Source organism: Pseudomonas sp. MF6394, from assembly GCF_002018845.1.
Taxonomy (GTDB): Bacteria; Pseudomonadota; Gammaproteobacteria; order Pseudomonadales; family Pseudomonadaceae; genus Aquipseudomonas; species Aquipseudomonas lactis.
Genome location: NZ_MVOJ01000016.1, coordinates 41,267 through 55,888, shown reverse-complemented (window position 1 = coordinate 55,888; position 14,622 = coordinate 41,267). Strand labels below are relative to the sequence as shown.

Annotated in this window: 11 protein-coding genes; 9 read left to right on the top strand and 2 right to left on the bottom strand. The window is 59.3% G+C overall.

Features of this window, described 5'->3' with window-relative positions:
- Positions 1 to 533 precede the first annotated feature (533 nt).
- Positions 534 to 1,478: a LysR family transcriptional regulator gene (locus MF6394_RS17660; RefSeq protein ID WP_078467161.1), complete on the bottom strand. Its 945-nt coding sequence runs from the start codon at positions 1,476 to 1,478 to the stop codon at positions 534 to 536.
- 155 nt (positions 1,479 to 1,633) lie between these two features.
- Here MF6394_RS17660 and MF6394_RS17655 point away from each other — a divergent pair, with 155 nt between their 5' ends.
- The gene (locus MF6394_RS17655; RefSeq protein WP_078467160.1) at positions 1,634 to 3,949 is read left to right on the top strand and encodes a TonB-dependent receptor; all 2,316 of its coding nucleotides are present in this window, start codon (positions 1,634 to 1,636) and stop codon (positions 3,947 to 3,949) included.
- Here MF6394_RS17655 and MF6394_RS17650 read toward each other — a convergent pair.
- Positions 3,920 to 5,119: a CynX/NimT family MFS transporter gene (locus MF6394_RS17650; RefSeq protein ID WP_078467159.1), complete on the bottom strand. Its 1,200-nt coding sequence runs from the start codon at positions 5,117 to 5,119 to the stop codon at positions 3,920 to 3,922. The two genes, MF6394_RS17655 and MF6394_RS17650, sit on opposite strands and share 30 nt — an antisense overlap.
- A gap of 110 nt (positions 5,120 to 5,229) precedes the next feature.
- Between MF6394_RS17650 and MF6394_RS17645 the strand changes: the two genes are divergently transcribed.
- The 8 genes from MF6394_RS17645 to MF6394_RS17610 all read left to right on the top strand — a co-directional run bounded on the left by MF6394_RS17645 (position 5,230) and on the right by MF6394_RS17610 (position 14,059).
- Entirely contained in the window at positions 5,230 to 6,081 is an 852-nt protein-coding gene (locus MF6394_RS17645) for a LysR family transcriptional regulator (RefSeq protein ID WP_044274954.1), read from the top strand.
- Between the two features lie 232 nt (positions 6,082 to 6,313).
- Complete coding sequence (locus tag MF6394_RS17640) at positions 6,314 to 7,117, top strand: energy transducer TonB (RefSeq protein ID WP_047712314.1); 804 nt, start codon at positions 6,314 to 6,316, stop codon at positions 7,115 to 7,117.
- Positions 7,118 to 7,142: 25 nt separating this feature from the next.
- Positions 7,143 to 7,865: a MotA/TolQ/ExbB proton channel family protein gene (locus tag MF6394_RS17635; protein ID WP_102047798.1), complete on the top strand. Its 723-nt coding sequence runs from the start codon at positions 7,143 to 7,145 to the stop codon at positions 7,863 to 7,865.
- On the top strand, positions 7,866 to 8,267 hold the full coding sequence (locus MF6394_RS17630; protein ID WP_032894164.1) for an ExbD/TolR family protein: 402 nt from the start codon (positions 7,866 to 7,868) through the stop codon (positions 8,265 to 8,267). It begins immediately after the preceding gene.
- Between the two features lie 184 nt (positions 8,268 to 8,451).
- On the top strand, positions 8,452 to 11,376 hold the full coding sequence (locus MF6394_RS17625; RefSeq protein WP_078467158.1) for a glycosyltransferase family 32 protein: 2,925 nt from the start codon (positions 8,452 to 8,454) through the stop codon (positions 11,374 to 11,376).
- Between the two features lie 238 nt (positions 11,377 to 11,614).
- Positions 11,615 to 12,196, top strand: coding sequence for an alpha/beta hydrolase (locus MF6394_RS17620; RefSeq protein ID WP_078467157.1), 582 nt, complete (start codon positions 11,615 to 11,617; stop codon positions 12,194 to 12,196).
- A 47-nt stretch (positions 12,197 to 12,243) separates the two neighbouring features.
- Positions 12,244 to 13,170 carry a sigma 54-interacting transcriptional regulator gene (locus MF6394_RS17615; RefSeq protein WP_078467156.1) on the top strand — a complete coding sequence of 309 codons (927 nt, stop codon included), beginning with the start codon at positions 12,244 to 12,246 and terminating at the stop codon, positions 13,168 to 13,170.
- A 106-nt stretch (positions 13,171 to 13,276) separates the two neighbouring features.
- Positions 13,277 to 14,059 (top strand): MetQ/NlpA family ABC transporter substrate-binding protein, encoded by a 783-nt coding sequence (locus tag MF6394_RS17610; RefSeq protein ID WP_003187613.1) that lies wholly within the window; start codon positions 13,277 to 13,279, stop codon positions 14,057 to 14,059.
- Positions 14,060 to 14,622: the final 563 nt, after the last annotated feature.

Below are 14,622 nucleotides of genomic sequence, written 5' to 3'. Positions count from 1 at the left end.
TGGCTTGCCTGCGATGACGGCCAGCCAGCCGACACTCATCTACCTGACGCCCCACGATCAACCTGTGGGAGCGGGCTTGCTCGCGAAGGCGGCCTGACAGCCGACCGGGATGTTGGATCAGACCGAGTACCTATCCGTTATTTAGGTAACGGCCACTTAGGGTTCCGCCCTGACGGCGGGTCACTTTGGAAAAGCCGGAATGCCGGCCCAGCCCAAAGTAACCAAAGGGCTCTTGCCCCACCACTCGGCACCTCGCTTGGGCTCGGTGTGCCCGTAATCCGCCAGTGATTTGGGGGGCCGCCGCCACGCGCCATCCATGGCGCGGGGCGGCTAAACTGGCATCCCTGCCGGTTTACCCCCCAAATCCCTGTCGAATTCCGGCCAGCGTGGTTTAACGGGGCGCCTGAGATCAAAATCAAAAGCAGATCAAAAGCAGATCAAGAGCAGATCAAGAGCGACTCGCTTCGCATCGTGGTTACCTTGCTGCTGCAGCCCACAGGTTGTGTAAATAGCAATGCCGTGATGACGCTTCATCAGATGGCAACATTTTCCAGTGCGCACACTTCCTCATCCAACTCATCAATCTCCTTGATCTGCTCAATCATCGCCTGCGCCAGCGGCGACAACCGATACCCCGCGCGGCTGACGATCCCGTAGCGGGTGTAGCGCTCCTCCAGGTTTTCGTCCAATCCCTCAATCTGCAAACACACCAGTTCGCCGCGCGCCATGTGCAGCACGTCGCTGTTGGCGCTGACGATGCCGATGGCGTCCGAGCGCAGTACCACGCCCATGAGGCTGTAGCCGTTTTCGCATTCCACATTGGGCTGGTAATCCGGCCGGCCGCTAAGGTCGACGATGACTTTGCGCAGGTTCGGCGGGCGGATGGTCACTGCCAGCGGGTAGCTCATCAGCTCGGCGGCGCTGACGCTGTTGTGCGCTGCCAAGGGGTGGCCGGCGCGGCAGCAGAAGTGCCAACGGCGCGGGCGCAGGCGGTGGGTGTGGTAGTCGGGGTTGGCTTCGAAGTGGCGGGTGTCGGCGACGAAGAATTCGAACTCTTCGCTGAGCAGGCGCTTGCTCAGGCTTTGCCAGTCGTCCACCTGGAACTGCACGCGGGCCTTGGGATAGCGCCCGATAAAACTGCCGATGGCACGTGGGACTAACCCAGCTGCCGGCGCCGGGCCGCAACCGAAGCGCAGTTCACCGGCTTCCAGGCCGTTGAACTGGCTGATTTCGTTGGCCAGTTGTTGTGCGCCGCTGACCAGGCGCCGTGCGTGCTCGAGCAGCACCTGGCCTTGCTTGGTGGGCGCCAGGTCTTTGCGGCCACGGTCCACCAGTTGGCAGCCGGCACTGTGTTCCAGGGCCTGGATGCGGCGGCTGAACGCCGACTGCGACAGGTTCACCGCCGCGGCTGCCGCGACGAAACTGCGCTGTTCGGCGAGGGCGATGAAGTGGCGAAGCTGGCGCAAGTCGATATGCATTTTTCACATCAAAAATATCCGGGAAATGCATTGGCTATGCATTACGTCGACTCCTTATAAAGGCTATCTCTTATGCAGTAAATGTTCGAAAAAACATAAATAAATAACCTTTAGGAATATGAGGCGACGAGTATTCCGGGGTTCTGGAGCCGCTTATGAGTCTGTTCAAGTCCTTGCCCCTGGCGATGTTGGTGGCCGGCAGTACCAGTTGGTCGCCGGCCCAGGCCGCTGAAAACCCCGCGCCTGCCGGCAAGGGCGAAAGCGCCAGTGGCCAACTGGAAACTGTCACGGTGACTGCCCGGCGGCGGACCGAAAGTGCCCAGGCGGTGCCGACGCCCATGAGCGTGGTCGGCGGCCAGGCCCTGGAAACCCAGCGGGTGTACCGCATCCAGGATTTGCAGCAACTGGTGCCCAGCGTCAACGTCGCCTATATGCATGCGCGCCAGTCCAGCGTGTCGATCCGTGGCCTGGGCAACAACCCGGCCAGCGATGGCCTGGAAGGCAGCGTGGGGCTGTATATCGACAACGTCTACCTGGGGCGCCCGGGCATGGCGGTGTTCGACCTGATGGACATCGAGCAGCTTGAGGTTTTGCGCGGTCCCCAGGGCACGTTGTTCGGCAAGAACACCACCGCTGGCGTGATCAATATCAGCACCCGCGCGCCGAGTTTTACCCCAGAGCGCAGCATCGAAACCTCCCTGGGCGAGGACGGTTATTTCCAGACCAAGGGTACGATTTCCGGCCCCCTGACCGATGAGCTGGCAGGGCGTTTCTCGGCCTATCGCACGCGCAGCGACGGCGACATCAAGAATGAACACGACGGCCATGATTTGAACGGCGGCTCACGCCAGGGCTTTCGTGGGCAACTGTTGTACAAGCCCAACGAAGCCTTCAACCTGCGCTGGATCGGCGACTACAACGAAGAAGACTCCAGCGCCGGCACCCGCGTGCTGTACAGCACCGGGCCGACCATTAATGGCACCAACCTGTATGAATCCCGCGCCAACGCGGCGGGCGCAACTTTGGTGGACGGCACTCATCGCAAGGTCAACCTGGACAACGACCAGCATGTCACGGTGTTCCAGGGCGGTACCTCGCTGGAAGCCAACTGGACGCTGCCCAGCGACTTCACCCTGACCTCGGTGAGTTCGTACCGCTGGTGGAATTTCACCCCGCGCAACGATGACGGCCTCAACGTACCAGCGTCGTATAACGCCGGGGTTTCGGTGGAAGATAAGCAGTGGTCCCAGGAGTTTCGCCTGGCGTCGCCCAGCGGTGGTTTCTTCGATTACGTACTCGGCGCTTACTACTTCGGCTCTGACCTGGATAACAAATCCTTTGCCTACTACGGGCCCAAGGCTGATATCTGGAACGGCACGCCCGCCGGTGCGTTGAGCAATGTGAGCAGTGTGGGCAACGGGCACATCCGCACTGACAGCTTCGCGTTGTTCGCCCAAGGCACCTGGCACCTGACCGAGCGCCTGGATTTCACCGCCGGTGTGCGCGGCACCTACGAAGAGAAAAGCGCCTGGGTCACGCGCAATGCGCCGGTCGGTGGCGCGGCGGTCAGCGGGGCTGCCGCCACGGCGCGGCGTGGGCGTACCGGGGCCTATGATTCGGGCGACCTGTCGCAATACAGCGCCACGCCGTCGGGGCTGCTCAACCTCAGTTATCACTTCAATGAAAACCTGCTGGGCTACGCGACGCTGTCCCATGGCGAGAAGTCCGGTGGTGTGAACCTGGCGGTGGGGTCTGCGCCAACAGCCGGAGCCGACTCGTTGCTGATCGGCACCGAGCGCGCCAACAACGCCGAGCTGGGCTTCAAGAGCACGTTGTGGGACCGGCGCCTGCAGCTCAATGCCAACCTCTTTTGGACCCAGGTCAACGGCTACCAGACCAACGCCTACGACCAGGACAACCGCGTGCAGTACCTGACCAACGCCGGCTCGGTGCGCTCGCGGGGCGTGGAAGTGGAAAGCACCCTGGTGCCGATCAATGGCCTGACCCTGAACATCAACGGCTCCTTCAATGACGTGACGTACCTGTCTTACAAGGATGCGCCATGCCCGCCGGAAACCAGCCTGCGTCCCGGTGCGCCGGCGTCCTGCGACTTGAGCGGCCATCAGGTAGTGGGCGCCTCCAAGTGGATCGCCAACGCCCACGGCGAGTACAAGTGGAACCTGGCGAACGGCTTCGAACCCTACGTCACCGCCAGCTACGCGTTCCGTTCCAAGGCGGTGGGCACGGTGGAAGATTCCGACTACGGGCAGATCCCGGCGTATGCGGTGGTCAACCTGTCGACCGGTTTGCGCGGCGACTATGACCAAGGGCAGTGGGATGTGTCGCTGTGGCTGAAAAACGCCTTCGACAAAACCTACTACACCACCCTGTGGACCGGCGGTAACGGCGGTTACGAGGGCCTGCTGGGCACGCCGCGTACCCTAGGCGTGACTGGGCGCTACGACTTCTAGATCAGTGCGATAGGTGGCCGGGCTGAACACCCGCGTCACCAGCAGCATCGCCACCGCCGTCACCGTCAGCACCACCCAGGCACTGACAAAGTGGCCGGTAAGATCGCGCAACCAGCCGGTCAGCCATGGCGAAATCGCATTGATCAAAAAGCCCACGCCTTGCACGAACGCAGCCAGTTGCCCGGCTTGGCGGGGGTCGCGATGGTGGTCGAGGGTCAGCAGCAGGCTCAGGGCAAAGCACGCCCCTAACCCGAAGCCGCACAAGGCCACCCATAGGTGAGGATATTCCTGCGGCGCAATGATCAGGCCCAGGTAGCCAATGGTTTGCGCCAACAGGCTGATGCTGAGCAATGGACGACGGTCGATACCGCGTTGCGCCAGCACCGGCATCAGCAGGGCGGCAGTCACCTGAAAAATCGTCATGAACGCCAGCAATGAACCGCTGGGCAGCACGCCCCAGCCCAGTTGCTGATAGTAGGCGGGCAGCCACGCGACCATGCTCATATAGCCGCAATTGACCAGGCCGAAATACAGCGCCAGCAGCCAGGCGCGGCGGTTGCGCAAGCCCTTGAACGCAGGCGCCTGCTGTGGGTTTCGCGCCGCGCCCAGCGGCAGCCAGGCCCATAGCAGCAACGCCCCCAGCGCCGGCAGGAGCCACACACCCAATCCCGCCTGCCATTGCTGAAAGTGCGTGGCCACCACCGGGCTGAGCAGCGCCGCCAGCCCACCGCCGGCCATCAGTGAGGCCGAGTACACCCCCATTGCCACCGGCACACGGTGATGGAATTCGCGCTTGATCATCGCCGGCACCAGCGCCTGGATCAGCGCCACGCCCGCGCCGCCGAGCAGCGCAGTGACCAGCAGCGCCGAAGCCTGGCCCATCAGCCAGCGCGCCAGGCACGCCAGTAGAATCATCAACAAGCCCAGGGCGATGCCGCGCCGTTCGCCCAGGCGAGCCTCCACGCGCACGCCCACCAGTGCCACCAACCCCATGCAGATCACCGGCAGGCTGGTGAGCAAGGCACTGCTCTGAAAGCTCAAGCCGGTGGCCTGGCGAATCTCACCGAGCAAGGGGCTGATGGAGCTGAGGATGGGGCGCAGGTTCAGGCCAAGCACCACCAGCAGGCCCCAGCCGGCAAGTCGTCCGGCGAGTGTCGTGTTCAGCGTCATGGAAGGCAGGGTCCGCGTGGGCAAAGGGGGGATGAGTATGGCGAGGCGCCAAGGTATGCTGAAATTAAATATAACCATGCCAACCAGTGGCAAACGCAATGGTGATGAGTGTGTTCGATCCCGTGTTGTTGCGCAGCTTTGTCGCCGTGGTGGACTGCGGCAATTTCACCCGCGCCGCCGAGCGCCTGCATTTGACCCAGTCTACCGTCAGCCAGCAGATCCGCCGCCTGGAAGACGTGGTGACGTGCCAGTTGCTCGATCGCGACCAGCGCCGTGTGGTGCCCACCACTGAGGGTGAACGTCTGCTCGCCTATGCCCGGCGCATCCTGGCGCTGCATGAAGAAGCCGCTGATGTGCTGATCAACCAGCAAAGCGACGGCGTATTGCGCCTTGGCGTGCCGGAGGATTTTGCTGCCGAGCGCCTGATGCCTTTGCTCTCGGCGTTCGTCGTGGCTTATCCACGGGTTCGATTGGAAGTCACCAGCGGGCTGGGCCCCGAATTGCAGCGTCAGTATCGGGGCGGTGAGTTTGACGTGTTGCTGGTCAAGCAGATGGGCGACAGCGACGACTGTGTGGCGTCGTGGCCCGAGCCCTTGTATTGGGTCGACAGCCTCAGCACGCCGGCGCTGGGCCGTGACCCGCTGCCGCTGGTGGCCTTTCCGGTAGGTGGCCTGTATCGCAACGACATGCTGCACCATCTTGAGCGTGCTGGTTGGCGTTGGCGCATCGGCTATTGCAGCGCCAGCCTGGCCAGTGTGTGTTCGGCGGTGGCGGCAGGCTTGGGCATCAGTTTATTGCCGGAGCGGGTGTTGCAACCCGGCCATCGCATACTCGGCCCGGAAAGTGGCCTACCGCCGGTACACGGCGTGCGACTGGCCTTGTATGGCCGCAGTGGCCTCGGTGCGGCAGGGCAGACATTGCTGAGTGAATTGCTCGCGTTATGCGCTGGAAACCCGCACTGACCGATACCTTTGCCGAATATTTTGCATGCCTTGAAAGCATCGAAAAATGGCCGCTGGGCGCCAGGCCACGACGGACGCGGGCTGGCGCCGGATGGTCGTCCTGATTATTCAATTTTGATCTATGTATAACTTTAAAGATTACTTTAAGAGATAAGTGTGTGGCCCCGATGATTCAGCCCTAGACGGCCCTGCATACAGGCCGTCGGTTTTCAAAACCGCAGGGAGTGAATCAATGGGCAATGTCCAGACCGCCGCCAGTGCACACGAGGCGCTGTGGCGCCAGGCACCGAGTGGTGAGTTGGTCGACCTTGGCCGGCCGCACCGCGCGCCGTTGGGGCAATTGCGTCTGCAAAAGACTCCGAAGCGTTTCTCCAGCCGCCGCGAAGGCATTCTGCTGGGGCTGCTGGTGTTGGCCTTGCATGGCGCGGTGATCTATTGGGTAAGTCAGAAGCCCACGCCGGTGCTGCCGATTGTGCCGCCGGAAATTCCGCCGATGACCATCGAGTTTTCCCAGCCGGCACCGCCGCTGGTTGAGCCGCCACCGCCAGCACCGCCGCCCGTGGTCGAGCCACCACCACCGCCGGTGGTGGATGAGTTGGCCGCCAAGCCGGCGCCACCCAAACCAGTTCCCAAACCCAAGCCCGCGCCTAAACCTGCGCCCAAGCCTGTACCCAAAGCGGTCGAGCCGCCACCAGTGCCAACACCACCGACGCCAGCACCCGCCGCTGCGCCAGTGCCCGTGGCGCCCGCGCCGGTGACACCCGCGTCGGCCAACGCCGCGTACCTGAAAAACCCGGCGCCGGAATACCCGTCACTGGCTCAGCGTCGCGGTTGGGAAGGCACGGTGTTGCTGCGCGTGCAGGTGCTGGCCAGCGGTAAACCGGGTGAGATCCAGGTGCAAAAAAGCAGCGGTCGCCAGCAGTTGGATGACGCGGCATTGGCGGCGGTGAAACGCTGGAGTTTCGTGCCGGCCAAGCAGGGCGATGTGGCCCAGAACGGCTGGGTCAGCGTGCCCATCGATTTCAAGATTCATTAATTATTCAGCGGCGCAGAGGGAAAACATCATGGCATTGGCATCTCCACTTGAATCCATCGAAAGCGCGGTGATCTGGCTGCTGGTGGCCTTTTCAGTCGCTACCTGGGGCCTGGCCTTGCTCAAGGGCGTGCAGTTCGGTCGCCTCAAGGCCCAGGATCGCAAGTTCCACAAACAGTTCTGGGCGGCATCGAGCCTCGATGCTGCCGCAGAACTCGCCGAAACCCAGCCCGGCGCCGCTGCGCGTGTGGCCCAGGCCGGTTACGCGGCGATCCAGGTGGGTGACGCCAGCCATGCTGCGGATTTGAGCCAGGCAATCAACCATCAAGATCGCCTCGAACGTGCCCTGCGCCAGCAGATCGTGCGTGAGCGTCGCTCCCTGGAAACCGGCCTGGCCGTGGTCGCCAGCATCGGCAGCACCTCGCCGTTTATCGGCCTGTTTGGCACCGTGTGGGGCATCATGGAAGCGCTGAAGGGGATCAGCGCCGCCGGGTCCGCCAGCCTGGAAACCGTAGCAGGCCCGATCGGGGCGGCGTTGGTCGCGACCGGCGTGGGGATCGCCGTCGCGGTGCCTGCGGTGCTGGTCTACAACTATTTCCTGCGTCGCCTGAAGCTGACGGCGGCAGACCTGGATGACTTTGCCCACGACTTCTACAGCCTGGCGCAGAAAAACGCGTTCCGCGTGCTGCTGCATCCGACGTTGGCCAAGGCCAGCGCCGGCAGCCCGCAGAAAGTAAAGGAGGCGTCCTGAATGGCCTTCTCCACGCAAGACAGCGATGAGGTGCTGAGCGAGATCAACGTCACGCCGCTGGTGGACGTGATGCTGGTGCTGCTGGTGGTGTTCATCGTCACCGCGCCGCTGTTGACCAACTCCATCCCGATCAACCTGCCCAAGACCCAGGCCGTGGCGCCGGTTGAGCAGAAAGACCCGCTGGTGGTGAGCATTGACGGCGCAGGCAAAGTGTTTATCAACAAGGACGCCATCGAGCCGGACCTGCTGGAATTCAACCTGCAGGCGGCCAAGGCCAAGGACCCCGATGTGCGGGTGCAACTGCAGGCGGACGACGGGGTGAATTATGGCGAAGTGGCGCGCGCCATGGCCTCGATCGAGCGCGCAGGGATTACCAAGTTGTCGGTGATCACCGCGCGTTAGTTTCAAAAGAATTCGACAGTTTTTGGGCCGCTTTCCTTGGCAGGGTGCGGCCTTTTTTTATTTAAGGGCTACGTTTTTACAGATGTTGCATAGGTAAAGAATTTACATGTTTGCGAGCGTGCAATTTTCGGGAGCATGCTTATGCTGGTCGGCGCATGGAGTGATTTAATTAATGGAGTAATACATGTCTATACGGTTTCCTGTTCAAGTGGTGAGCACGTTCGTTAATCCGCCTGTAGAGGTTGAAAAGCCTGAAGAAAAGCCTCCCGTAATGGCATCTTCAAACTATCGAGCGCCGGGTCTCAAACATCCATCGGCCTGTATCTTGCCCTCGCTGGCTGATTATAAGAGAAAAAATAGTGTATTGCAGGGTGCTCAAGCAAATCCTGCGCCAGGCGGCGTCAGTTCGGTATTGAAGAAAAATACGGATTTGGAAACTTATATCAGCAAGCATTCCTCCGACTTTGTAACGCCAGAAAAAGAAATTTCCAGCATTTTAACTGAAAAGATAAAACAGCAATGGGGCGTGGATGTTGACCCTGATAAGACCTATCTGGTGACATTTAAAAGTGACAGTGAAGATGAAAAGGAAGTAGTGGAAAAAATCACCCTGACACAAGCGGCATTGAAAAACAGGCAAGATGTAACGATTGAAGATAATGAAAACTGGTTTGTAAAAATTGGCAAATACTTTTCGCCAGTGGTGTATGTGTACAACAAGATCGACGGCTGGGTGCAGGAAGCAAACAGTCGCCAAGGTATTTATCGGGAACCCAGTGTGCCGGGCGATGCGCCGTATAATGCCGACACTCGCATGTCCATACCGGTAGATGGCTTCAAGTCATTAGTCTGGGATACAGACCGGACCAGCATGTATAAAAAAACCCTGGATGGGTTTTGGGACAAACACACCGACTCTTATGCGGCATTGAGTAAAATCTCCTTTGTCAAAGCCATCAATCTGCAGCGCCTGGAAGGGACCCTTGGCCCTGCCGAGACGGCACTCGCCCAGCGTGCGTTGGGGCCTGTGGCGCAAAAGGATTGGTCCGAGCTGACGGTCCAGGACTTTAAAGAGGCTGCCGTGAAGGACCCGGACCTGGACATCGGCTTGCTGAGCATCAATGGGTTTGAGTCGACCGACTTGATGTGCGTGACCGACCGGAAAACTCAGTTGACATTGCTTTACATCCCGGGCAACTCCTCGCCCATACATCGTTTCGATAACCCGCAACAAATAAGCAATTGGCTGGCTAAGCAAGCCAGTGATCCGGCAAAGCGCGAATCCTTATTGTCGCACTTTTCGCTGGAGGACCAGGCCGAAAGGATTTTTTCGGACGGTGTACGTCAAACCTTGGTGGGGATGGGCACCTGGTCTGATCATCAGGCGGCCGGGAGGTCTATCCTTGGCACGCTCAACGGCTGGGTGCCGGAGCGCTACGTTTCGGTTGATCCGATAAGCAACGACCCTTTTGAAGCCATCAAGGTTCGACAAAAGGCGCGGTCGTATTCGGATGCGCAAAATGCGATTGTCAGTGACGGTGACTACAACAAGAACAAGGCCCTGCAGCTTGTTGAGGAAGCCACGAAGGTCGCCATGTTCATGACGCCGCTGGCATTGGTGATGCCGGAGGTAGCAATAGCCCTGGATGTTTTCTTCCTGGCTGCCGGCGCCACCCAGGCAGGTATCGGCATTGACGATGCCGTCAAAGGTAAAGCGACAGCCTCTGACCGTATCGTTTTTGGGGTGTTGAACGCTGTACCGCCATTAGCCACACATGCTGCGGCGCCGCTTGCGAAAGTGACCGGGCGGATGGCCGGCGGTGGCCTGGCAACAGAGGTGGATGCCGCCGCCCAGGCGCCCGCTCAAGTGAATAAACAAGGCCGCCCGTTCTTCAACCCGCCACGACATGTGAACGGGCATATTGGGTACCCGATGAGTCCCGTTTCGACACCGGCGATCCTTGACGAATTCACGGTTCCCATGGACGGTGTCCATCAAATGTTCTCTAAAGACTACATGGTTTATGTGGGTCAATACGGCACGAAAGTCACGTATGACATACAGGCAGGCCTTTGGCGCGGGCTTAGAGAAAATGGTCAAGTCAATGACCTGTTTTATTGGCGTGACGGTCGAGGAGCATGGCAAGCGGGTTCAAAGGCCGAAGCGGTTGTCGGAAGCAAAAACACCCCGGCTTCCATCATAACTAAGACCCTCAAGCTACCGCGGTTGCCGTCGCTGCCGTCGGGTGCGACAGAAGTGCCCAAGGTGATCCACTATTTTTGGGCCGGTAATGAAATACCAGAGCACTTGCTCGAAAATATCGTGGAAAATTCCAGAAAAAGTCCTGGTTATAAGTCAATCGTTCATGTGGATGCCAATGATGCAGATACGTTCCAGAAAATAAAGGCGGCGCTGGATCACAAAGTCGGTGGGCTTGAAGTGCATAACTTGAAGGAAGATGAAGCCTTTCAAGCGCTGAATGCTGGAAAGTATGGGGAGATGTATCAGTATTTTCGTTCAGGGCAAGGGCAGAATTTATCTGCATCATCGGACGTGATGCGCGTGGCCTTGATGAAGAAATACGGTGGCATTTACCTGGATACGGACGATACATTAGAGTTTAACGTGGGAGAGGTCACGCTGAAAGCCACGGCCAATGATATTCTGTTGAACTCGCCAGTGACTTATGCAGCCACAGACTTTGAAGGGTTTAATACCAGCAATTTTGCAAGTCATCCGGGCAATCCGTTATTTGATAAGATTTTAGAGGAGTCATATCAGCGGTATAAAGCCAACGAATCTTGGTTTACCAATCATCGACCTTTCCTTGAGGAGGGGGCGACCGCCGCAGAACAGCAGGCTTATAAGGCGTATGAAACGAAGATATTCGAGGTCACCGGGCCGAGAATGTTTGGTGATGTATTGGAGCAAGAAGAATATGGGATGTTTCCGATCATTAATGAGCTTACAGAACTCATGAGTGCGCGTCTTTTATTGCCTCAGGATTATGCAAAACACTACATGAAGGTTCACGATTTTTATATGCCAATGAGTAATAAATTTGGCGTCACCATCGGCGCAGAGCACTCCATGCATCATTCGCGTTGAGTCGGCAAAGCGTGGCGAGCCACTAGCAGTGGCTTGCGTGAATCCACCGGCTGACAGTCTGCGCTGTCGCTATCGCCCCTGGCACCTGGGTGAAGAGGGGGCGATGGTTGAGCATTGACAGATTTCGGAAAATATAAATTCCATATGGTTATTAATAAATTCCTTTTTATTCCTTATTTGGTTGTTGAGCGGCCCCTATACTGGTCAGCAACGTTAAACGCTGCAGGAGGGCACACCCATGCACAGCGAGTCGATTCGTTATCTGATCGTGCCGGGCTGGCAAGGATCGCCAGAAGATCATTGGCAAACCCATTGGCAGAACAGCTTGCCCAACAGCGCGCGGGTGGAGCAAGCCGATTGGCTGACGCCCCGTCGCGAGGACTGGGTCGCCGCGCTGGCTGAGGCCATCGCCGCCGATAGTACGCCGGTCATCCTGATCGCCCACAGCCTGGGTTGCATCACCGTGGCCCACTGGGCCGCTACCGCTCCCGTGCAGGTCTTGCGGCAGGTGCGCGGCGCATTGCTGGTAGCCCCTGCGGATGTCGAGCGCCCTGCATGTGCGCCCGCCCTGCGTAACTTCGCACCGATTCCCACCGATTTGTTGCCATTCCCCAGCCAGGTGGTCAGCTCCGACAACGACAGTGCCGTGAGCGCCCACAGGGCTCTGGAACTGGCGCGCCAGTGGGGTGCCGAAGCCGGCATCCTCTCGGGTGCCGGGCATATCAATGTGAAGTCCGGCCACCGGCGCTGGGAGCAAGGGTTTGCTTACCTCTACCGCCTGCAACATCGCCTCGAGCACCACGCTAGGCGCAGCGCCTAATATTTTTCAACGCCCCGTCCCTGTGTGGATTGGGGCGGGAGCCTGCCATGAGTCTGCATGAAACCTTCGGCCAGCCGCTGCTGACCTTTCCCGATGCTGAAAAAAGCCCGTTGAGCATCCGCGCCAAGGCGCTGGTGTTCGTTGACCCACGCTCACGCCAACTGCGTGAAGAGTTGGAAAGCCTTGCGCCGCGCGCCTTACCCGTACTGATTCGCGGTGAAACAGGCAGCGGTAAAGAATTGCTGGCGCGGCACATCCACCGTGGCAGTGACCGCACTGGCCTGTTTGTCTCGGTCAACTGTGGCGCCATCAGCCCCACCTATGCCGATGCCGAGTTGTTCGGCTATGCCGCCGGTAGCCACAGTGGCGCGGCGAGCAGCCGGGCGGGCTGGTTCGGCTCGGCCAATGGCGGCACCTTGTACCTGGATGAGATTGGCGACTTGCCGCTGCCGATCCAGGTGAAATTGCTCGCGGCCCTGGAAAACCACGAAGTCACCCGTGTCGGTGCCCATCAGCCGAGCCCGGTGGATGTGCGCCTGGTGGCCGCCACCAGCATCGATCTGGCGCAGGCCGTCGCCGTGGGTAAGTTCCACGAGCGTCTGTTCCGTTATTTGAGTGAGGGTCGGTTGGACCTGCCGGCGTTGCGCGAGCGGGTGGGGGATATCTTGTCCCTGGCCGAGTATTTCCTCGGCATCTACAGCCAGCGCCTGGACCTGCCGGTGCCACTGATCAGCGACGCCGCCCAGCAGGTGCTGGAACGCCACACGTGGCCGGGCAATACACGCGAACTGGAAAACGTCATTCACTTTGCCTTGTTGGTGAGCAGTGGCGATGAAATCTTGCCCGAGCATTTGAACTTGCCGACGGCGGGTTCACCGCTGGAGCAAGTGCGACGAATTTTTGCCAGCGCCAGCCCAGCCGAGCAGGAATCGGTGCGTAAATTCCTGTATGAGCAAAATGGAATATCAACGTGAATAAAAGATATTGTTCGGGAATAAAAAATCTAGGTATTGTCCTTCCCACGCCGCGATAGCACTTCGCTGGCACCTCACATAAAAACGGTCGTTAGAAGGACATTCCATGAAAAAGGTTCTGTTGTTTACCGCTCTGGCGGCTGCCCTGACTGCCGGCTTCGCCCAGGCCAACGAGAAACTGGTGGTGGCCGCTACGCCGATCCCGCACGCCGAAATCCTCGAGCTGATCAAGCCGACCCTGGCCAAGGAAGGTGTGGACCTGCAGATCAAAGTCTTTACTGACTACGTGCAGCCGAACGTGCAAGTCGCTGAGAAACGTCTGGACGCCAACTATTTCCAGACCCTGCCGTACCTGGAAAACTTCAACAAGGGCAAGGGCACCAACCTGATTACCGTGGTGGGCGTGCACGTTGAGCCCTTCGGCGGCTACTCGAAAAAGATCAAGAAAATCGAAGATCTGAAAGACGGTGCCACCGTGGCGATTCCGAACGAGGGCTCCAACAGCGGCCGCGCCTTGTTGCTGCTGCAAAAGGCCGGTGTGATCACCCTTAAAGACCCGACCAACGCCTTGGCTACGCCGAAAGACATCGCCAGCAACCCGAAGAACCTGAAGTTCAAAGAGCTGGAGTCGGCCCTGTTGCCACGGGTGCTGGATCAGGTTGACCTCGACCTGATCAACACCAACTACGCCCTGGAAGCTGGCCTGAACCCGGCCAAGGACGCGCTGATCATTGAAGACGCGAAGTCGCCATACGTGAACTTCCTGGTGGCGCGCCCGGACAACAAGGACAGCGATGCTATCCAGAAGTTGGCCAAGGCCCTGACCAGCCCGGAAGTCAAAGCTTTCATCGAGAAGAAGTACAACGGCGCGGTGGTGCCAGCGTTCTGATGTAAGCCAAAACCCCTTCAAGGTTTCAACGCCGACGGCTACTACAGCGTCGGCGTTTTTTTATCTGAGAGTACATTCGAAACTGTGGGGACTTGCTCCCGTGACGGCCTGACAGCCGACGCTTATCTACCTGACGCGCCGCAGTCCAAATGTGGGAGCTGGCTTGCCTGCGATAGCGGCAACGCTTATCTACCAGACACCCCACGATCCAACTGTGGGAGCGGGCTTGCTCGCGAAGGCGGCCTGACAGTCAACACGGTTGGATTGTGTACATATCCATTGCTGCGGTAACGGCCACTTGGGGTTCCGCCCTGACGGCGGCTCACTTTTGAGAAGCGCAAAAGTAAGCAAAACGCTCTTGCCCCACCACTCGGCACCTCGCTTAGGCTCGGTGTGCCCGTAATCCGCCAGTGATTTGGGGGGCCGCCGCCACGCGCCATCCATGGCGCGGGGCGGCTAAACCGGCATCCCTGCCGGTTTACCCCCCAAATCCCTGTCGAATTCCGGCCAGCGTGGTTTAACGGGGCGCCTGAGATCAAGATCACAAGCAGATCAAGATCAAG